The following is a 20,315-nucleotide window of genomic DNA, read 5'->3' as shown; positions in this document are numbered from 1 at the left end:
GTATCGGGCAATACCGTGGCGGTATGCACGAACTGCGTCGCGTCCTCGTGGTGGGCTACCCGGCGGCCGAACTGCTGGACATCGCCTGCGTCGTCTCGGCGCTCCAGGTGGCCAACTTCCTGAACCGGCGCGGCGTCTACGAGGTCTCGCTGGCCTCGCCGGGAGGCCGGCCGATCCACACCGGGACGGGCCTGACGCTGCAGGCGCAGCGGTCGCTGGAGCGCGCCACCGGGCCGCTCGACACGCTGGTGGTGTCGGGAGGCATCGGCTACGTCGACGCGATGGAGGACAAGCGGCTGGTCGCGCACGTGCGCAGGCTCGGCCTGGAGTCCCGCCGCGTGGCGTCGGTGTGCACCGGCGCCGGGGTCCTCGCCGCGGCCGGGCTCCTGGACGGACGGCGGGCGTCGACCCACTGGGAGCACGCCGACTTCCTGGCGCGCCGGTTCCCGGCCGTCGACTTCGACAGCGGGCCCATCTTCGTGTCCGACGGGCGGGTCTGCACGTCCGCCGGCGTGACCGCCGCCCTGGACCTCACCCTGTCGTTCATCGAGGCGGACGTGAGCCCGGACCTGGCCCGGAGCGTGTCGCGGCAACTGGTGACGTACCTGCAGCGGCCCGGCAACCAGGCGCAGATGAGCATGTTCACGGCGCCCTCGGCGCGCGGCTCGCTGGTCCAGGACGCCGTGACGCACATCGCCGGGAACCCGGCCGCGGACCTTTCGACGGCGGCGCTGGCGGCCCGCGCGGGCGTCAGCCAGCGCCACCTGGCCCGCCTGTTCCTGGCCGAACTCGGCATGACCCCGGGACGGTTCGTGCGCCGGGCGCGCGGCGAGGCGGCGGGGCACCTGCTGACCGGCACGGCGCTGACCGTCGAGACGATCGCGGCCCGCTGCGGGTTCGGCAGCGAGGAGGCGCTGCGCCAGGCGTTCCGCGGCCTGTACGGCGTCTCCCCGTCCCACTACCGCGCCACGCAGAGCACCACTCGGTGAGCCGGGTGCGCGGCAGCCGCTTCACCTCCGCTGATTCAGGCGATCGGGCACCCCTGGCACCAGGGAAATGTTTAGATCGAGGTCGGGGCGGTAGCGAGCGGACCGATTGCTTCGGTCGCCTCGGGAGACGAGACATGCCACTTTCAGACCAGCCGCACCGCGACCAGGCACGCGCGCCCGAGGACCCGACCGGCGACCAGGGCGGCGGGCTTCCGTGCCACACCGCCGCCCGTTACGCCTCCTTCACCGCGGCGACCTCGCCCACGTCGGCCGCCCGTTCCCCGCTCACCGCCTCCGATCCCTCCTGAGCCGCCGGCGGATTCACGCGCGGGCGGGAAGACCATCACCTGGACCGAGGCCGAACGCGCCAAGGGCCAGGCGTGGGGGCTGAAGAGCATCGAGTCGTTCCACACGCACGGCACCCCGCCCGTGGACGCCTCCGCGCCCTGACGCTCACCGCTCGCCGTGCGTCGCGTCCCCGGCGGTGCCGCTCGCGCCCGTCCCGAGGTGCCGGACGCGCCGCTCGACATCCCTGCGCGCGGCGCCGGTGTCGGGCGCCGGGTCCGACCCGAGCGTCCCGGCGGCCTGGCTCGCGCCCGTCCCCACACCCCGGATGCGCCGCTGCACATCGGCGTGTGCGCGCTCGCTCACCGACTCCGGCGCGCGGTCCCCGGCGGCGCCGTGCCCGCCCGTCCCGAGGTGCCGGACGCGCCCACGGACGTCGGCGTCGGCCCGGTCCCCGCCCGGACCGGCCTCGGTCCCGAGCATCCCCGGCCGGTCGCTCGCGCCGGTGCCGACGCGCTGGACGCGCCGCTCGACGTCCGTCTCGGCGTCCATGCCGCTGGTCTCCTCGCCCACAGCTTCCCCCTGGCGTCCGTCCCGGCCTCGCGTCGAACCTCGCTGATACCCGCGCTGACCAGGCGACAAGCCCACACGCGCGCAAATACGCGGCGCGAGCCCGCGGACCCCGGCGGGCCGCGCTGCTCTGGGCGGATCCGCCCTGAGCAGCACAGGCCGCGAGCGGTGCGCGGGCGGGCGCAGAGTGAAGGGCATGAGTGAGGAACAGGCAATCCCGTTGTTCAACGAACGAGTGCGGCGCGAGCTCTACCAGCAGCGCGTCCTCGTCCTCGACGGCCCGCTGGACGACGACAACGGCACGCTGCTGGCGACCCAGATGATGATCCTGGCGAGGGAGGACTCCTCGACCGACATCGCGCTGTGGATCCATTCCCCCGGCGGGTCGGTGCCGTCGATGCTGGCGATCCGCGACGTCATGCGGCTCATCCCGTGCGACGTGTCCACGCTGGTGCTCGGCATCGCCTACAGCGCCGGCCAGTTCCTGCTGTCGTCCGGCACCCGGGGCAAGCGCCGCGCCATGCCGCACGCCCGCGTGCTGATGCACCAGGGCTCCGCCGGGATCGCGGGCGCCGCCGTCGACATCGAACTGCAGGCCAACGACCTGCGCCACACACGCGACACGGTGCTCGGGCTCATCGCCGAGGACACCGGCCAGCCCATCGAGCAGATCTTCGAGGACTCGCTGCACGACCGCTGGTACACGGCGCGCGAAGCGCTCGACTACGGGTTCGTCGACGCGATCGTCAGCACGTTCGACGAGGTCATGCCCGACCGTCACCGACCCGTGGGGCTCGGCGCCCCGTCCGGAGGAGCCGCACGATGAGCACCTACACGATCCCGAACGTCATCGCGCAGCACCCCCGCGGCGAACGCATCATGGACGTCTACTCCCACCTGCTGACCGAGCGGATCATCTATCTCGGCACCGCCATCGACGCGGGGGTCGCGAACGCGCTCGTCGCGCAGCTGCTGTTCCTGGAGTCCGACAGCCCCGAGCGCGACATCCAGCTGTACATCAACTGCGAAGGGGGAGACCCGAGCGCGATGCTCGCCGTGTACGACACGCTGCGCTACATCCGCCCGCAGGTGGCGACGACGTGCGTGGGGCAGGCGGTCGCCGTCGGCGCCGTACTCCTCGCCGCGGGCACTCCCGGCAAGCGCGCTGCGCTTCCCCACACCCGCGTCGTCCTGCACCAGCCGATGGGGCAGAGCCGCGGAGCGATCCCGGACCTCATCCTGCAGGCGGACGAGGTCGTCCGGGTGCGCGCCGACATCGAGAGCATCCTGTCCCGGCACACCGGGCAGGACGTCGCGACCCTGCGCGCCGACACCGACCGCGACCGCGTGTTCACCGCGAACACGGCGCTGGACTACGGCCTCATCGACCACGTGATCGAGGAGCGGCAGCCGCTGTCCGCGTAGCGGACCGCCTACGCGGCCAGGGCGTAGGCCACCTGGCAGGTCGGGCCGGCCGGAGCCGCTCCGGACGGCACGGCCAGCAGGGTCGTCGCGATCGCGAGCGTCAGGTCGCCGAGCGTCACGTCCAGGGCGCCGGCGACGGCGGCGATCATCTCGCTCGACGGCTCCTTGACGCCGCGCTCGATCTCCGAGAGGTACTGCGGCGAGACCCCGGCGCGGCGGGCGGTCTCCACCAGTATCTCGCCGCGTTCGAGGCGCAGGCGCCTCAGGCACCGGCCGAGGGCGTCGCGCCACAGCGGCTCCGCCGGGCCCGCCGCGGTCGGCCCGCGAGGCGTCTCGTCGGCGGGCATGTCGTCGGCAGGCGTGAGCGTTCGCGCGGTCTCGGCCATACGCACATCGTAGATCGGCCGCGCCGCGGGTCCCAGGAATTCCGCCCACCGCAGAACGGCGGAGCCGTGGGGCGGCTGCCATCCTGGGGGCATGCGCTTACTGGTCGTGGGAGCAGGGATCATCGGGGCCGCGCTGGCGGACCGGCTCACCCGCCCGTCGTCCGGCGCCCCCGCGCGCCTCACCGTGGTCGAGGGGGAGGGGCCCGGCGCCGGGACGTCCGGCACGAGCTACGCCTGGATCAACGCCAACGACCCCGCGGACCCGGCCTACCACCGGTTCCGGACGGCGGCGATGTCCACCTGGCGTGACCTGGCGGCCGGCTTCGGCGACCCGGCCTGGTACCGGCCGTCGGGCAACATCATGTGGGCGACCGCCGGTGACGCGAAAGAGCGGCTGGCCGACCGGGTCGCCCGCCTCTCCGGCCTCGGCTACGCCGCCGACCTGATCACTTCCGACCGCCTCCACGAGCTGGAACCCCACGTCGAGGCTCCGCCGGACGCGCTCATCGCGCACTACCCCGACGAGGCCCACCTGCTCGGAGGCCCCGCCGCGCGGGCCCTGGCCAGGCGCGCCCGCGAATCCGGCGCTGACCTTGTGACGGGCCACCGCGCGGTCCGCCTCACCACCGACGGCGACCGCGTGACCGGGGTACGGCTCGACGACGGCCGCGACCTGGAGGCCGATCTCACGGTCTGCGCGGCGGGGCGGCACAGCCCCGCGCTCCTGGCCACCGCCGGGGTCGCCCTCCCGCTGGTCGACCCGTCCGAGCCCGGCTCGGCCGCCCCGTGCCTCGTCGCCACCACCTCCACGGCGCAGGGCACCCTCAACGGGCTCGTCCATGCCCCCGGCCTGTCCGCCCGGCCCGCGGAGGACGGGGGACTGGTCCTGGAAGCCGACGACCTGGACGCCGGAGTCGACGAGTCGGCCTCCCCGGCGCTCGTCCAGGCGGTCGGCGGCGAGCTCCTCGCCCGCGCGCGTGCGCTCATCCCCACCCTGACCGCGGACATCGCCGAAGTACGGCGGTGCGTCCGCCCCCTGCCGGTGGACGGATACCCGCTCGTCGGCTTCCAGCGCCCCGGCCTGTACACCGCCGTCGCCCACAGCGGCATCACCCTCGCCCCGCACCTCGCCGCCCTGATCGCCCAGGAGCTCACCGGCGGCCCGCCCCCCGCGCTCGCCCCCTACCGGCCGGACCGCCCAGCCCCTCACCCGAGGCCCTAGCGGTACCGGGCCGGCCTTACCGTGTACGGACAGAGTGCGTCGGGAGGGAGATCCATGCGTCCACGGTCCGGCGCCGACGAGCTGACCGAGCAGCCCCGCGTCCCGCTGAGCCGCAGGCGGGTGCTGCGGGCGGCCGTGCGCCTCGCCGACCGCGACGGCCTCGAATCGCTCACCATGCGCCGGCTCGCGCAGGAGGTCGGGGTCGAGGCGATGTCGCTGTACCATCACGTCGCCAACAAGGAGGCCGTCCTCGACGGGGTGGTGGAGGTGGTCCTCGACGAGATCATGACCGCGGTGGAGCAGGCCGAGGCCCCGCCCCCCGAGCGGGACTGGCGGGCGGCGCTGCGCGCGCGGATCCTCGCAGCCCGGGACGTCCTGCTCCGTCACCGCTGGGCGCCGCAGCTCCTCGGCACCCGCAGCACCATGAACCCGGTCGTCATCGCGTACTACGACCAGGTCGTCGGCCTCCTCCGGGCGGGCGGCCTCTCCTTCGACCTGGCCCACCGCGCGCTGCACGTCCTCGGCAGCCGCGCCCTCGGGTTCGCCCAGGAGCTGTTCCAGCCCGGCGAGGCTCAGGCCGCCGACGATCCCGCCGTGATGGAGCAGATGGCCGGCCGGTTCCCCCATCTCGCCGGGATGCTGGCGGACGCCGTCCACGACGATCCGGACGGCACCCTGGGCTTCTGCGACGACCAGTTCGAGTTCGAGTTCGCCCTCGACCTGATCCTCGAAGGGCTGGAGCGGCGCCGCGCCGCCGGTGCGTGACCCTTTCCGGTCGCCCGCGAGCGCCCCGGACGTCCCCTCGCCGAAGTCCCCTCACCGGAAGTCCGCCCCGCCGGGCCTTGACTGCCTTACGGCGTACGATTACCTTACAGCGTATGAGAACCTTACGGCGTACGACGACGGATGCGGCCCCCGCGCCCTCGGGAGGGAAGGCCGCCATGAAGGCCTGGACCTGGGACCGCTACGGCCCGGCCGACGTGCTGGCCCTCAAGGACGTCGACGAACCCGACATCGCTCCTGACGAGGTGCTCGTCCGGGTACGGGCGGCGTCCGTCAACCCCTACGACTGGCGTCACATGCGGGCCGACCCCAAGCTGGTGCGGCTCAGCTGCGGCCTGCGGCGGCCGAGACCGGGCCTCGTCCTCGGCGCCGACCTCGCGGGCGTCGTGGAGCGGACGGGCGGCGCGGTGACCGGGCTCCGCCCCGGCGACGAGGTCTTCGGAGAGGTCCGCCTGGGCTCGTTCGCCGAGGCCGTCGCCGTCCCGCAGGACCGGCTGGCCGTCAAGCCCGCCCGCCTCGCCTTCGAGCAGGCGGCGTCGGTGTCGATGGCCGCGCACACCGCGCTGCAGGGTCTGCGGGACACGGGGAGGATCTCCGCCGGGCAGCGGGTCCTCGTCAACGGGGCCTCCGGCGGGATCGGGACGTTCGCCGTCCAGCTCGCCAAGGCGTTCGGTGCCGAGGTCACCGGCGTGTGCAGCACCCGCAACCTGGAACTGGTCCGCTCCCTGGGCGCGGACCACGTCGTGGACTACACCCGCGAGGACTTCACGGCGCGGAAGGGAGGGTACGACCTGCTCATGGACATCGTGGGCGACCGGCCGCTCGCCGAACTGCGGCGCTGCCTGACGTCCCGCGGCACGCTGGTGATCGTGGGCGGCATCGCCTCGCCGCGCGGCGGGCTGCTCGGCCCCGCGGGGCAGATCGTCCGCGGGGCTCTGGCCTCGCCCTTCGTCAGCCAGCGCATCGACTCCGTCGGCTGGAAACCCAACTCCGCGGACCTGCGGTTCCTGGCCGGGCTGATGGAGCGGGATCAGGTCACGCCCGTCATCGACCGGACCTACCCGTTCGCCGAACTCCCCGCGGCCCTCCGCTACATCGAGCGCGGCCACGCCCGGGGCAAAGTCGCCATCGCCCTCTGACCGCGGGCGGGTCCGCCCGGAGTCAGGCCATCGCGATGGCGGCGATCCCGGCCAGCACCACGACCGAGCCCGCCAGGCGGCGGACGGCGTTCGTCTCGCCGAGCACCCGCCACGCGGCCAGTCCGCCGAGCACGATGCTCAGCTCGCGGGCGGGGGCGACCAGGCTGACCGGCGCGATCCGGAGCGCGAAGAGCACGAGCAGGTATGCCACCGGCGACAGCAGGCCGATGGTGAGCACTTCGCGCCGGTGCTCGCGCCACAGCCGGGCGACCCGCGCCCGCTCCCGCAACGCCTGCGGAGCGAGGAGCAGGCTCTGGGCGAGCGCGCCGGAGCCGAAGTAGACCATCGGCGGGATCGCCAGTTCCGTCACCGAATGCGCGTCCCACAGCGTGTAGCCCGCGATCATGACCCCGGTCAGCACGCCGTAGAAGACGCCCGCGCGGCGCCGCGCGGGCGGCGCGCCGCCCTCCGCCGGTGCGCCGCCGCTGACGACCAGGACGCCGGCGATCACCAGGAGAGCGCCGACCAGCCCCGGCAGGCCGGGGTCCTCGCCGAGGAAGAGGACCGCCACCAGCACCGACAGCAGCGGCCCGGTACCCCTGGCCAGGGGATAGACGACCGACAGGTCGCCGACGGCGTACCCGCGCTGCAGCACGATTCCGTACGCCACGTGCAGGGCGGCGGTCACCAGCGCGGCGAGCAGCCATGTCCACTGCGGACGCTGGGGGTCCAGCATCAGGAAGACCGCCGCCGCGGGGGCGAACACAATGGCCGAAACGGTGTAGTAGAGGAAGACGAAGGGCGCTCCTCCGTCGCCGACCCGTTTCGCGGAGAAGTTCCAGAACGCGTGCACGACGGCGGCGACGAGCACGAGCGAGAGGGCCCAGCCGTTCACAAGGAGACCTCCCCCCGACTGCGGCGCCATCGTACTCGCGCCGGCCCGGCGGGGCGGTGGTGACCGCTTGTGGACGATGGGCGGGATCTTCCGACCGGCACGCGGCTAGATTGAACGTGAATCTCACTCAAATTTCGTGATTCGTGGGGCCGTAGGTCGAGCAAGCGCTTGGCCGAGACCTCCGGGACGAGGGTCGACTGATGGGCAGACGGGTTCTCGGCAGGCTCTGGTTGATCGTCGCCACCGCGTCCGGGCTGGTCCTCGGGCTGACGGCGAGCGCGGACGCGCACATCGAGCGTCCCTCGTACTGGCCGCTGCCCGGCCCTGACTGCTCGGTCAGCCCGTGCGCGGGCGGCTCGGTGCCCGAGGCCAGGAGCCTGGCCTCGTCGATCGGGACGGCCAAGGGCAGCACGACCCGGGTGGTGTGCCGCCCCGACTCGCTCAAGCGGCTGGACGCCTCGATCAGGCGGGCGCGGAAGTCGGGCTACGACATCCGGCCGCACGACCACCGGCGGTTCAGCGCCGCGGAGGCGCGGGAGCTCACGCGGATCAACCGGGCGCTGGCCTCGCGGTGCCGGTACGGCGAGATCCAGCCCGCGGTGACCGACTCGGGCAACAACGACCGGGTCGTCGTCCTGCCGGGCGTCTACACCGAGCCCACCTCGCGCGCGAAGCCCACGCACGACAAGGCGTGCGACCCGTACAAGCTGAGCACGGGGGCCTACTCCTACCTCGGCGAGCACATGTGCCAGAACGACGCCAACCTCATCGCCGTGCTGGGCCGTTCGCCCGGCTCCGGAAAGGACCCGGACCCGCCGCTGGTCGACCGGCACGGCATCCCCAACCGGGGCGCGTGCGTGCGCTGCAACCTCCAGCTCGAAGGGTCCGGCGTCAGCGCGGACGACGTGGTGGTGGAGGCCGGCGACCCCTCGTCCGGCAACGGCGGCCCGCGCCGCTCGGCCAAGGACGTGGGCATCCGCGCCGACCGGGCCGACGGGTTCGTCCTGCGGAACGTGACCGTCCGGCACGCCGAGGAGCACGACATCTACGTCCTGGAGAGCAACGGGTACCTGCTCGACCGCTTCAAGACCTTCTACGCGGGCGAGTACGGCGTGCTCACCTTCGTCGAGGACCACGGCGTGATGCAGAACTGCGAGGCGGCGGGCAACGGCGACTCCGGGCTCTATCCGGGGTCGGGCGCCAAGACCTCGGCCGGCCGCGACCCGAAGTTCTACCCGACGGCCCGCTACAGCCAGGAGATCCGCTACTGCGACTCCCACCACAACACCAGCGGCTACTCGGGCACGGACGGCAGCGGCACCTGGCTGCACCACAACAACTTCTACGGCAACGGGCTCGGCTTCACGACCGACGTGTTCACCGCGGCGGGGCACCCCGGCTTCCCGCAGCAGGGCGACCTGATCGAGAAGAACGACTTCTACTCCAACAACTTCAACCCCTACCTGCCCGGCAGCGACGTGGTGCCGTCGGTGCCGGTCCCCGTCGGCACCGGCATGTGGATCGCGGGCGGCGACGACAACGTCGTCCGCGACAACCGGTTCCGTGACAACAAGAGGCGCGGCGCCATGCTGTTCGCCGTCCCCGACGCCTTCGTCTGCGGGCCCGGGAACGGGCCCATCACCGGCTGCGACCCGCTGAAGCTCTCCACGTCCCACCGCAACTCCTTCCACGGCAACACGATGTCCGGCAATGGCGTGGACTTCTGGTGGGACGCCTTCCCCGGCAACGTGGGCAACTGCTGGTACTCCAACGGCGACGCGACCGGTTCCCCGAAGAACCTGCCGGACTGCCTGAACGGCAGGATCCCCTGGCTGAGCATCGGTCTCGGCAATCTCGGGAACGAGGCCGAACTGCTCGTCTGCATGACCGACCTGAAGCCCGGCGGCCCGTGCCCCTGGTTCACGTCCCCGGCCGCAGGGAGGGCGGCGCCCGCCGACGACCACGAGCACGGCGCGGCGGGAGAGCTCAACGACGCCCTTCTCGCGGCGGTGACCTGCCACTCCTGGCACGAGATGGACACCGCCCAGCGCGACCACATGCTCACCCGGATGCAGGTGTTCATGGGCGGCCAGATCGACCACCCCGGGGCACGCGGCACCACCCTCAGCAACCGGAAGGCGACCAGCGTCCTCGACAACGCCTGCGGCCTCTCCTTCGCCGGCCAGTTCAAGCTGTACAAGCTCTACGCCCGCGCGGCGGCGTTCACCCCGCAGCTCCAGCGCTGACCCGCGCGGCCACCCGCTCCGAGGCCGGTGTCTCGCCCGTGCCGAGCCCGGCCGCCCCGAATAGGGGTCGGATACGGGTACGGCTGCGGCCGAACGTCGCGAACAATGTGGAAAATGCGGATGCCCGTTGCGACTGATATGGAGCGAGTCCCCGCCGAGGCCGCGGAACTGCTGACCCGGCAATGGCGATTTCCGGATTCGGCGTCGGACGCGGACCTGGTCGGGCTCTGGAGGTCCGCGGCGGCCCAGGGCTGGTTCGCCTTCGGTGACGGCGACCCGCTCGCCGCGGTACTCGCCCTCACCCGGGCGACCGGAGCGGCCGCCTGCCCGCTGCCGGTGATGGACGGCTTCGTCGCCGCGCTCCTGCTGGCCGCCGTCCCGGGCACCGCGGCCGACATCGCGGCCGGGACCATGCGGATCCTGGTGGTACCCGGCCCGGCGACACCGGCGGTGTCGTGCGTGGAGAGCGGCATGGCCGCCTCACATGTGCTGGCCCTGCCGGCCGCGGGCGGGCGGGCGTCGGTGTGCCCGGTGGACGACGCGATCCCGCAGCCCGGGCTGGCGATGCCATCGTGGGCCCGGCTTCACCTGGGCGGACCCGAGGCCGGAATCGAGATCGACCCCGTGCGGGCCGGGCAGGCGCTGTCCCTGCTCAGGCTGGGCCTGGCGGTGCGTGCCCTGGCCGCCGCCCGGCACGCTCACGACCAGTCCGTGGCCCACGCGAAACGCCGCCGGCAGTTCGGCCGGCCGATCGGAGGCTTCGGCGCGGTCCAGCAGCGCACGGCCTCTCGCGAGATCGACCTCGTCGCAGGGGAACTCCTCGTCGAGGACACCATGCGCCGGTACGACGCGCGTTCGCCGGACTGGGCCTTCTCGGCGGAACTCGCGGTCTCGCACGCGGCCGCCGCCGCACCGCTCGTCCAGGTCGGTGCTCACCACACCCTCGGCGCGACCGGGTATTACGAGGAGCACGACGCTCCGTGGCTCTTCCGCCGGGTCCACGCCGACATCGTGCGCCTGCAGGCATATGCGCCGCCGCAGGGAACCGTCGCCGACGTGCTGGTGGGGACCGGCGCCGGCCTTCCGTCCGCGGACACCGATCCGGGTGCGGTGGCGCTTCGGGACCAGGTCCGTTCCTTCTGCGCCGAGGTGTCCTCTCGTCCGAGGCTGATCGATGAGGAGGACGATCCCGCGGTGGTGGCGGCGATGGCCGCACGCGGCTGGTTCGGCATGACCTGGCCCGCGGCGGACGGCGGGAGCGGCGCGACGCTCACCGAGCAGCTCGCGCTCCAGGACGAGGCCGCCTATCACCAGTTGCCGGTCACCAACGCGATGGCCGCCGTATCGGTGATCGGCGAGCCCGTCGTCGAACACGGGACGGCGGAGCAGAAGGGGAAGTACCTGCCGCTGATACGCGAGGGGAAGCTGACCTTCTGCCTGGGATACAGCGAGCCTGACGCGGGCTCTGACCTGTCGTCGCTGAAGACGGTCGCGGTCCGGGACGGCGAGGACTGGGTGATCAGCGGGACCAAGACATGGATCACCAACGCCCACACGGCGGAGTACATCTGGCTGGCCGCACGCACCGATCAGGACGCGAGGCCGGCCCTCGCCGGCATCAGCATGTTCATCGTTCCGATGGCGGCACCGGGCATCACGACGCGCCGGCATCGGGCCCTGTCCGGGCAGGTCACCTGCACCGTCGACCTCGACCGGGTCCGGGTGGCCGACCGCGCGCGCGTCGGCGGTGTGAACCGCGGCTGGCAGGTGATCACTGACACCCTCACCGGCGAACGGCTCATGCTGGCCGGCCGCCTCGCCGCGATGACCCGGCGGCAGTTCGACGAGCTGGTGGCGGCCGTCCGCGCGGATCCGGACGGCACCGTCGGGCCGCCCGGCTCGCAGAAGCGCGCCGGCCTGGGCGACCTGGCGGTCAAGACGCACGCGGCGGGGCTCCTGCTGGCCGAGGCGGCCAGGAGTGCCCAGTCGGGCCCTGCGCACGAGGCGCGCCTCGTCTCGTCGATGGCGGGGGTGCTCGTGGCGGAGGTCGCGGACTCGTTCGGCCGTGGCGCCCTCGACATCCTCGGGCCCGAGGCGGCGCTCGGCACGAGCGAGGCTCCGGGCGCGGGCATCTTCGAGTACGGCCTGCGGCTGTCCATCCTCGCCTTCCTCGGCGGCGGGACGAACGACGTGCAGCGCGGACTGATCGCGCGCGGACTGGGCCTGAGCTGAAGGCGGCGGTGGTGAGCACTCCCGATCGCGGCGGTTGGATCCGTTCCTTCGGACGGGTGCCGGGCGAAGTACGACTGTTCTGCTTCCCTCACGCGGGCGGCGCCGCCAGTTACTTCTATCCATGGTCGGGGTCGCTCGGACCGGGCATCGAGCTGCTGGCCGTCCAGTATCCGGGCCGCCAGGACCGCGGCGGCGAGCGATGCGCCGGGACCATCGCGGAGTTGGCCGACCGGATCCACGGGGCGCTCGGCCCATGGCTGCCTGAGACCTACGCGTTCTTCGGCCACAGCATGGGAGCGGTGGTCGCCTTCGAGGTGGCGTCCCGGATCGCCCGGGAGGGAGGCCGCGGGCCGGCGCATCTGTTCGCCTCCGGCCGGCGGGCACCGTCCCGGCACCGCCACGAGGACCTCCACCGTGCGGACACCCCCGCGTTCCTCGCCGAACTCCGCTCGCTGGGCGGCACCGACCCGCGGATACTGGCCGACGAGGAACTGCTGAACCTCACGCTGCCGACGGTACGGGCCGACTACGCGGCCGTCGAGACGTACCGGTTCGACTCCGCGCCCCCGCTGACCTGCGACATCACGGCCCTGGTCGGCGACCGCGACCCGAAGACGGGCATCGACGAGGCGGCCGCCTGGGGCCGGCACACGACCGGGAAGTTCGATCTGCGCGTCTACCCGGGCGGCCACTTCTACCTCAACGACTGCCGGGCCGGCCTGCTCGACGTGATCTCGTCCTCGCTCTCCGCGCGGTAGCCGGCGGCCCGCCGGCGTGCGGCCGGGCGTGCCTAACCGTCGCCGCGCATGGCGGCGGCCAGCCTGCCGACGGTGGGGTTGTCGAACAGCCTGCGGAGCCCGTCGTCCTGACTTTCCTCCGTGCCGAACTCCTTGCCGATCCGCTCCAGGACTCCGATCGCGTGCAGTGAGTCCCCGCCGAGTTCGAAGAAGTTGTCCTCTATCCCGAAGTCGTCGCGCTGCAGGACCTCCTGCCAGAATTCGAGCAGCTTCCGTTCCAGGTCGTCGCGCGGGGCGGTCCGCTTCTCGGTGGCCGGCCGGTCGGCCGGTGCGGGGAGTGCGGAGGTGTCGACCTTGCCGTTGGCGCTCAACGGCACCTTCTGGATGACCAGGTAATGGCGGGGCACCATGTACTCCGGCAGGATCCCTTCCAGTGCCGTCCGCAGCGCCTCCGCGTCAGGGTGCGGCCGCCCCGAGGCCGGCCCGCCCTCCGCGGGCACGACATAGGCGACGAGTTGGCGACGGCCGGTCCTGGGATTGGTGTCCACGGCCGCGATCGCGTCGCGCACGCCCGGCCGGTACCGCAGGGCGGCGGCTATCTCCCCGAGCTCGATGCGGTACCCGTTGAGCTTGATCTGTGAATCCTCGCGGCCCAGGAACTCGATGTCGCCGCCGGGGAGGTAGCGTCCCAGGTCGCCGGTCCGGTAGAGGCGCGCCCCGGTCGCGGGGTGCACGATGAACCGTTCCGCCGTCCGCTGGGGATCGGCCCAGTAGCCGCGAGCCACGCCGGTTCCGCCGATGTAGATCTCACCCGTGACCCACAGCGGGCTCGGTTCGAGCCACGCGTTGTAGACGTGAAGGGTCTGGTTGGCCAGCGGCTTGCCGTACGGGATCCGCGACCACTCGGGATCGACCTCGTGGATCGGATAGTGCACGGACCAGATGGACGCCTCGGTGGCGCCGCCGAGACTCATCACCTCCGCCGCGGGGTAGATCGCGCGGATCCTGTCCGGCAGCGACACGGGAATCCAGTCGCCGCTCATCATCACCAGCCGCAGTTTCCGCCCCGGCGCCCGGCCGCCGGGCTCGTGCGCGTCGATCCACGCCCGCATGAGAGCCGGAACCGTGTTCCACAGCGTCACCTGGTGCCGGTCCACCAGGTCGCTCCAGTGCCCCGGCTCCTGCGCCCTGTCCGGGTCCGGCAGGACGACGGCGCCTCCCGCCGCGAGCAGGCCGAAGACGTCGAACACGGAGAGGTCGAAGCTGAGGGCGGACAGGCCGAGCACCCGGTCGCCCTCGCAGACGCGGTACCGGGTGTTGAGGTCCTGGACGGTGTTGGCGGCGGCCCGATGGTCGATCATCACGCCCTTCGGCCGGCCGGTCGATCCCGAGGTGAAGATCACGTACGCGAGGTCCTGCGGGCGCGGTCCGGCCGCGGGCTCGGTGGACTCCGCGCCGCGCACCTCGGCGTCCGCGAGCGTGACCAGGGTGATGCCGTCGGGCCAGTCCATCTCCTCGCGCAGCCGCGGCGTGGTGACCACCACGCGAACCTCGCCCTGGCGCAGGACCTGCTCCCGCCGCGCGGCCGGCCAGCGCGGCTCGACCGGCAGGTACGCGGCCCCGGAGCGGGTGACGCCGAGGACCGCGGCCACCTGCTCGCAGCCCTTCGGCATGACGATGCCGACCAGGGTGTCGGGAGCCGCGCCGAGCGACTGGAGCACGTGCGCCAGGCGGTGGGCCTCGTCGATCAGCTCACGGTAGGTGCGCCGGCCGTCGGCCGCGATCACGGCGATGGAGTCGGGGCTCCGCCGCGCCCGTTCCCCGACCAGGTCGCACAGCGTCCGCTCGGGGACGGCGGTCGCGGTGTCGTTGGCCCGGCGGCGCTCCTCGGCCTGCGAACGCGGAAGCGTGACGAGCTCCCGCCGGTCCCATGCGCCCTCGTCCCCGCTGAGGCGGTCGAGGCACGAGCGGTGCGCGGCGAACATCTCCCCGACCATGCCGGCGGGAAAGATCTGCTCGACGAAGTCCCAGCTGATGAGGAGATCGCCCCTGTCCTCCCGCACCTGGTGGTCGAGCCAGACCTGCGGTGTCTGGCTCATGGAGTACGCGACGTCACCGAACAGGCTCGCCGTCTCCGCCGGACCGCCGTCCGGCTCGAAGCCGATCATGCTGGTGAACACCACGGGCATCGCGGCCCCGGGCCGGCCGCCCAGCCGCCGGGCGCGTTCCCGGAGCAGCTGGACGCCGCTGTAGGAGGAATGCCCGAGATCGTCCATGAGCTGCCGGTGCAGGCGCCCGGTGCGGGTGGTGAAGGAGTCGTCCCGCTCGGCCCGCGCCTCCAGCAGGACCGTCGAGGTGAAGTCGCCGATCACCTCGGTGATCTGCGGGTGCAGCGGCGGGCGGTTGAACAGCGTGAGGTTGAGGGTGAAGTCCGGCCGTTTCGACCAGAGCCGCAGGACATCGGCGAAGGCGGAGATGAGCACCGCGGACGGCGTGACGCCCCGGCGCCGGGCGGCCTCCTTGAGGGCGGACCACCGGTCGCGTGGATAGCGCTCGCGGTGCCCGGTGAACCGGGGGCGGAACAGCTGCCCGGGCTGGGCGGCCGTCGGCAGTTCGGGCGCGGCCGGCAGCAGGTCGAGACGGTCCAGCCAGTACTGTTTGTCGGCGGCGTGCCGCCGTCCGCCGCGCTGGTCCTGGTCGGCGAGGACGAAGTCGCGGAAGGACACCTCGACGGGGTCGGGCGCCGAGTCCGGCCGGGTGTAGAAGCGGTACCAGTCGCGCTGGAGGACGCCCATGCTGAAACCGTCGATGATCAGCATGTCCACGCTGAGGTGCAGGCGCCACCGCCGGTCGCCGAGCCGGGTCGCGCGGACCTCGAACAGAGGCCACCGATCGGCGGGCAGCACCTGGTGGGTCAGTTCCCCGCGGATCCGCGCGATCCCGGCCTCCTGCTCGGCGGTCCCCATCCCAGACAGATCGGTGACCGCGATCTCGTACGGCGGAACCTCGGGCAGGATGCGCTGCCGCCCGTCGGGCTGCACGATGGCGCGGAGCATGCCGTGGCGCTGGACGACCTTGTCGAGGCCGGCGCTCAGCCGCGGGACGTCCAGATCCGCGACATCGAACTCGATGTAGCCGTGGGTGGAGTTCCCGCCGAGTTCCACCGCCCCGGTCCGGCCCACCCAGTACGCGTGCTGGATGTCGGTCAGGGGGAACGGCTCGTGCCACTCGCCGGGCCGCGGCTCGATGACGGCTCGTTCACCGACGTCGCCGGACCGGGCGAGTGCCTCGGCGAGCTCGTCCCTGCGCAGCTTCAGCTCCTCGCGCAGTTCGGGCGTGAGCGCGCCGGGCCGGGCCGTCACGTGCAGTCTGCCGTCGGCCAGGCGCAGCCTGACGCCGCGCCGGTGCAGCTCGGCGAAGAAGTCGAGGGTCATCGTGCGTGCCTTCCTGGCAGCTCGCCGGTGTTCACAGGATGAGTTCTTCGGACTGTCCGGCGTCACCCGGCCGCTCGTCTCCGGTCATCGCGAGATGCCGGACCGCGAGGAACCGGCACACCGTTTCCACGATGTCCGCGACGGTGGCGTCGCCGAAGAGGCGCTGCGGTGGGACGTCCACCGAGAGCTGCGAGCGGAACTGGTCCCGCAGCCGCATCGCGCGGAGGGAGTCCAGGCCCAGTTCACCGAACCGGGCGTCGCCGAAGCGTTCGCGCAGGCCCTCGCTATCCTCCGGCCGGCCGTCGAGCAGCGCGGTCACCCGGCCGAACAGGGTGTCCATCAGCATCCGCCGCGCCCTGTCCGGCTCGGTCACGGCGAGCCGGGACAGCTCCTCGGCATCCCACGACCCGGCGAGCCCCGGTTCGGCGGCGCTCGCCGCCGGCAGGCCGAGCGCCGCCGGGTCGACGGCGCGATAGGCGAGCCCCTCGATCGCGGCGAGCGTCTCGCCGGCGTCGGAGATGAGCGTCAGGTCCAGCGGGCCGGGCCGGCCGGCATCGCCCCGGGTCCGGCGGGCGTGGCACCACAGCCTCGGGGGGAGGGCGCGGTGGAAGCTGAGACGGGCGATGGCCGCCGGAAGCCACAGGCCGGTGTCGGAGGTGAGCGGCATGGCGGACAGGAAGCAGGTCTCGAGCACCACGGGATGCTGGAGGTACCGGTCGGCGTCGGCGGCGGCCACGTCGTTCTCGACCAGCACGAGTGATTCGTCGCCGGTCCGCCACCAGCGGGTGATGCGCCGGAATGCCGGCCCGTAGTCGACGCCGGAGCGGCTCAGCCGCGCGAAGAGCGAGCCGGGGTCGTGTTCGGCCGGCGCGGTCCGCAGCCGGTCCAGGCCGGCGGGGCCGGGGACAAGCGCGTCGCTCTTCGTGAGAGATGCGGTGAAGCGGCGCGTCCACTGGGGCTCGGTGCCGCCGGGACGCCTGCTGAATCCGGTGATCCGGGGGGCGGCCCCCTGCGTCTCCGCCGACGTCTGGACGGTGACCGGGGACGCCTCGGGGAATGTGATCACTTCGTCGAGGACGAGATCCTCGACCGTCCGGGCCTCGTGGCCCTCCCGCGCCGCCGCACGCGAGGCGGCCAGTGCCCATTCGGCGACGGCGGCGGACGGCAGCGCCGGCGTGCCGTGGAGCCGGTACTGCCCGACGTACCACGGCTCCCGCACCGTCAGGGTGCGGGTGAACCTCCGCTCCGTCGAGCCGGCGAGGTCGATCGCGTCCCCGAGCATCGGGTGCCCCGCGTCCTGCGCGAGGGCGCTCGCGCCGCGTCCCGGCGTGGTCGACGGGGCGAGCCAGTAGCGCCTGCGCTGGAAGGGGTAGCCGGGCAGATGGACGTGCCGGGTGCCCGGCCGCCGGGCGAAGGCGGCCTCCCAGGAGACCGCCGCTCCCGCCGTGTACGCCTCGGCGAGGCATTCCAGCACTCCTTCGGCGGAGCGCCCGTCCCGCCCGGCGGCGGCGACGGTGCCGGGACCCAGCTCCAGGCACGTCACCGTGCCCTGGGACCGCACGCCGCGCAGGACGTCCTCGGCGGCGGCCCGCAGGTACGCCCCGTCCGCCCAGTACTCCGGCGAGCGGAGGCGCTCGGCCTGCCCGGGATCGCCGCCAGGGGCGACCGCGATCCGCGGCCGGGCGTAGCTGGCCCGCTCGGCCGCCCTCCGCAGGCCCGCCGCCGTGCCGTCGGCGCCGGGAGCGCAGGCGGCGGCCACCAGAGCGCCGGCGTCGGCCAGGGACAGGACACCGGCGGCGTGGGCGGCGGTGATCGCGCCGATCCCCGAACCGGCGACGAGGTCAGGGGTGAACCCGAACGAGCAGATCAAGCGGTAGAGGGCGGCCTGGAGGGCGAACACCACGGCATGCCCGTGCACCGCGGCCGGCAGAGCCCCCGCCGGTGCCTCCGCCGCGCTCGCCGCCGCGGTCCGGGGCGGGGCGGCGAGGAATGCTCGAACGGCCCCGTCGAGGTGGCCGTCCAACTGCGCGCGCACTTCGTCGAGTTCCGCGACCACGGAGGGGAAGCGCGCGACCAGGCTCCGCCAGGCGCGGGCGTCGGGTTCGGAGCCGGCGAACACCACCGCCGCCTTCCCGGCGGTGGTGTTCGCGCCGGTGACCATGTGGGGCGCGTGCTCGCCGCCGGCCAGTGCCGCGAGCGCCGCCAGGTGCTCGTCGCGAGTGGTGCCCAGGCTCACGGCCCGGCGGGGGAACCCCGTTCTCGTCCGGGCCAGGGAGATCCCGACGTCGTCGTCGGCGGTGTCCGGGTGCTCGCGGACGAAGTCGCGAAGCTCCCCGGCCATGGCGCGCAGTGCCGGGTCGGTCTTCGCCGACAGCACCCAGGGCACGGGGGTACCGTCGGCGCCGCCCGGTGCGGCGGCGGAGCCGTCGACCTCCACCGCGGCGGGCTCCTCGAGGACCAGGTGCGCGTTGGTGCCGCTGATGCCGAAGGACGACACGCCGGCGCGCCGGGGATGCCCGGCCGCCGGCCACGGAGCCGGCTCGGCCGCCGGCACGACCTTCCCGCCGGACCAGTCGACATAGTCGGACGGACGGTCGATGTGCAGCGTCCGCGCATGGGTCCCCGCGCGCATGGACATCACCATCTTGATCACGCTCGCCACGCCGGACGCCGCCTGGGTGTGGCCGATGTTCGACTTGACCGAGCCGAGGAGCAGGGGACGCTCGGCCGTCCTGGACTCGCCGTAGGCCGCGAGCACGGCTTCGGCTTCGATCGAGTCGCCCAGCGCCGTGCCGGTTCCATGGCCCTCCACGGCGTCCACCTGGTCTGCGGTGAGCCCGGCGTCCGCCAGGGCCTGCCGGATCACCTCCTCCTGCGCCGTGCGGCTCGGCGAGGTCAGCCCGTTGGTCGCGCCGTCCTGGTTGACCGCCGACCCGCGGATCAGCGCGAGCACGGGGTGGCCGTTCCGCAGCGCCGCCGACAGGCGCTCCAGCACCAGCAGCCCGGCCCCCTCACCGAATCCCATGCCGTCCGCGGCGGCCGCGAAGGGTTTGCACCTGCCGTCCGGGGCCAGCGCGCCGCGGCGGCCGAACTCGACGACGACGTCCGGCGTCGCCATGATCGTGACGCCGCCGGCCAGCGCGAGCCGGCAGTCGCCGCGGCGCAGTCCCTGGCAGGCCAGGTGGACGGCGACGAGCGAGGACGAGCAGGCGGTGTCGATGCTGATGGCCGGCCCGCGCAGCCCCAACACGTAGGCGACCCGGCCCGACGTCGTGCTCGGCGAGCCGCCGACGACCAGATGGTCGTCGACGGCCGCCTGGAGCGTCGCCCGCGGCCCCGCCGCGTAGTGGCAGTAGGACACCCCGGCGTAGACCCCGGTGCCCGTCCCGCGCAAGGCGGCCGGGGCCATGCCGGCGTGCTCGACCGCTTCCCACGCGGTCTCCAGGAGCAGCCGCTGCTGGGGATCCATCGCCAGCGCCTCCTGCTCGCCGATGCCGAAGAACCCGGCGTCGAACTGGTCGGCTCCGGCCACGAAGCCCCCCTGGCAGGCCGCGGGACGGGGCGCGCCGTCGTCGCCGGTGCCGGCCAGGTTCACCGCGCCCCAGCCCCGGTCCGCGGGAAACGGCGAGATGCCGTCCCCCCCGCCCGCGACGAATCGCCACAGCTGCGCCGCGGACCGCAGGTCGGGCGGAAAGCGGCAGCCCATCCCGACGATCGCGATCGGCTCGGAATCCCTGAGTTCGACGTCGCGCAGCCTCCGGGCGGTGCGCTGCAGTTCGCCGGTCGCCTTCTTCAGGTAGTGGCGCAGCTTTTCTTCATCAGCCATCGGTCGAATGGCTCCCTAGCTTCGCGGAGCGGTTTTGCGTGTCCGGTCCCGGGGTTGCGCGGGGAATGGTAACTCTTACACAGGCCAATTCTCGATCGACCCTACTGTCCGGCACTCGTCTCCTGACACCCCTGTCCTGCCCCCTA

General features: G+C 73.2%; 15 protein-coding genes. 10 read left to right on the top strand and 5 right to left on the bottom strand.

The genetic code is table 11. The features are described from left to right. The first annotated feature begins 23 nt into the window (after nucleotides 1-23). Both CHC11_RS13765 and CHC11_RS41305 read left to right on the top strand, forming a co-directional pair. The gene (locus CHC11_RS13765) at nucleotides 24-989 is read left to right on the top strand and encodes a GlxA family transcriptional regulator (RefSeq protein WP_089312077.1); all 966 of its coding nucleotides are present in this window, start codon (nucleotides 24-26) and stop codon (nucleotides 987-989) included. Nucleotides 990-1,123: 134 nt separating this feature from the next. Further along, nucleotides 1,124-1,297 carry a hypothetical protein gene (locus CHC11_RS41305; RefSeq protein ID WP_179278842.1) on the top strand — a complete coding sequence of 58 codons (174 nt, stop codon included), beginning with the start codon at nucleotides 1,124-1,126 and terminating at the stop codon, nucleotides 1,295-1,297. A gap of 145 nt (nucleotides 1,298-1,442) precedes the next feature. Here the strand turns inward: CHC11_RS41305 and CHC11_RS13760 are convergent, their stop codons facing one another. Continuing rightward, entirely contained in the window at nucleotides 1,443-1,847 is a 405-nt protein-coding gene (locus CHC11_RS13760) for a hypothetical protein (RefSeq protein ID WP_089312076.1), read from the bottom strand. A gap of 193 nt (nucleotides 1,848-2,040) precedes the next feature. Here CHC11_RS13760 and CHC11_RS13755 point away from each other — a divergent pair, with 193 nt between their 5' ends. Both CHC11_RS13755 and CHC11_RS13750 read left to right on the top strand, forming a co-directional pair. Then, nucleotides 2,041-2,670 carry a ClpP family protease gene (locus tag CHC11_RS13755; RefSeq protein ID WP_089312075.1) on the top strand — a complete coding sequence of 210 codons (630 nt, stop codon included), beginning with the start codon at nucleotides 2,041-2,043 and terminating at the stop codon, nucleotides 2,668-2,670. Then, entirely contained in the window at nucleotides 2,667-3,269 is a 603-nt protein-coding gene (locus CHC11_RS13750) for a ClpP family protease (RefSeq protein WP_089312074.1), read from the top strand. Before CHC11_RS13755 ends, CHC11_RS13750 begins: the two co-directional genes overlap by 4 nt. Before the next feature lie 8 nt (nucleotides 3,270-3,277). On the opposite strand, the gene CHC11_RS13745 is transcribed toward CHC11_RS13750, so the two are convergent. Further along, nucleotides 3,278-3,655, bottom strand: a complete 378-nt coding sequence (locus CHC11_RS13745) for a helix-turn-helix domain-containing protein (protein WP_179278841.1) — start codon at nucleotides 3,653-3,655, stop codon at nucleotides 3,278-3,280. 91 nt (nucleotides 3,656-3,746) lie between these two features. On the opposite strand from CHC11_RS13745, the gene CHC11_RS13740 reads away from it, so the two are divergent. The 3 genes from CHC11_RS13740 (at nucleotide 3,747) to CHC11_RS13730 (ending at nucleotide 6,799) form a co-directional block, all read left to right on the top strand. After that, nucleotides 3,747-4,877, top strand: a complete 1,131-nt coding sequence (locus tag CHC11_RS13740; RefSeq protein WP_089312073.1) for an NAD(P)/FAD-dependent oxidoreductase — start codon at nucleotides 3,747-3,749, stop codon at nucleotides 4,875-4,877. A 54-nt stretch (nucleotides 4,878-4,931) separates the two neighbouring features. Further along, the gene (locus CHC11_RS13735; protein WP_179278840.1) at nucleotides 4,932-5,642 is read left to right on the top strand and encodes a TetR/AcrR family transcriptional regulator C-terminal domain-containing protein; all 711 of its coding nucleotides are present in this window, start codon (nucleotides 4,932-4,934) and stop codon (nucleotides 5,640-5,642) included. A 176-nt stretch (nucleotides 5,643-5,818) separates the two neighbouring features. Further along, on the top strand, nucleotides 5,819-6,799 hold the full coding sequence (locus CHC11_RS13730; RefSeq protein ID WP_089312072.1) for an NAD(P)-dependent alcohol dehydrogenase: 981 nt from the start codon (nucleotides 5,819-5,821) through the stop codon (nucleotides 6,797-6,799). Nucleotides 6,800-6,821: 22 nt separating this feature from the next. Here CHC11_RS13730 and CHC11_RS13725 read toward each other — a convergent pair whose 3' ends face one another. Continuing rightward, nucleotides 6,822-7,694 carry a DMT family transporter gene (locus CHC11_RS13725; protein ID WP_089312071.1) on the bottom strand — a complete coding sequence of 291 codons (873 nt, stop codon included), beginning with the start codon at nucleotides 7,692-7,694 and terminating at the stop codon, nucleotides 6,822-6,824. Between the two features lie 200 nt (nucleotides 7,695-7,894). Between CHC11_RS13725 and CHC11_RS13720 the strand changes: the two genes are divergently transcribed. The 3 genes from CHC11_RS13720 (at nucleotide 7,895) to CHC11_RS13710 (ending at nucleotide 12,930) form a co-directional block, all read left to right on the top strand. After that, nucleotides 7,895-9,940, top strand: a complete 2,046-nt coding sequence (locus tag CHC11_RS13720) for a right-handed parallel beta-helix repeat-containing protein (RefSeq protein WP_089312070.1) — start codon at nucleotides 7,895-7,897, stop codon at nucleotides 9,938-9,940. Between the two features lie 120 nt (nucleotides 9,941-10,060). After that, complete coding sequence (locus CHC11_RS13715) at nucleotides 10,061-12,172, top strand: acyl-CoA dehydrogenase family protein (protein ID WP_179278839.1); 2,112 nt, start codon at nucleotides 10,061-10,063, stop codon at nucleotides 12,170-12,172. 11 nt (nucleotides 12,173-12,183) lie between these two features. Beyond that, nucleotides 12,184-12,930 (top strand): thioesterase II family protein, encoded by a 747-nt coding sequence (locus tag CHC11_RS13710; protein WP_089312146.1) that lies wholly within the window; start codon nucleotides 12,184-12,186, stop codon nucleotides 12,928-12,930. Between the two features lie 32 nt (nucleotides 12,931-12,962). On the opposite strand, the gene CHC11_RS13705 is transcribed toward CHC11_RS13710, so the two are convergent. After that, nucleotides 12,963-16,343, bottom strand: a complete 3,381-nt coding sequence (locus tag CHC11_RS13705) for a non-ribosomal peptide synthetase (RefSeq protein WP_089312068.1) — start codon at nucleotides 16,341-16,343, stop codon at nucleotides 12,963-12,965. 31 nt (nucleotides 16,344-16,374) lie between these two features. After that, complete coding sequence (locus tag CHC11_RS13700; RefSeq protein WP_089312067.1) at nucleotides 16,375-20,169, bottom strand: type I polyketide synthase; 3,795 nt, start codon at nucleotides 20,167-20,169, stop codon at nucleotides 16,375-16,377. Nucleotides 20,170-20,315 lie beyond the last annotated feature (146 nt).

The organism is Actinomadura mexicana (assembly GCF_900188105.1).
GTDB lineage: Bacteria > Actinomycetota > Actinomycetes > Streptosporangiales > Streptosporangiaceae > Spirillospora > Spirillospora mexicana.
Note: the sequence above shows the minus strand (reverse complement) of the source record. Positions and strands in the feature narration are given on the sequence as shown.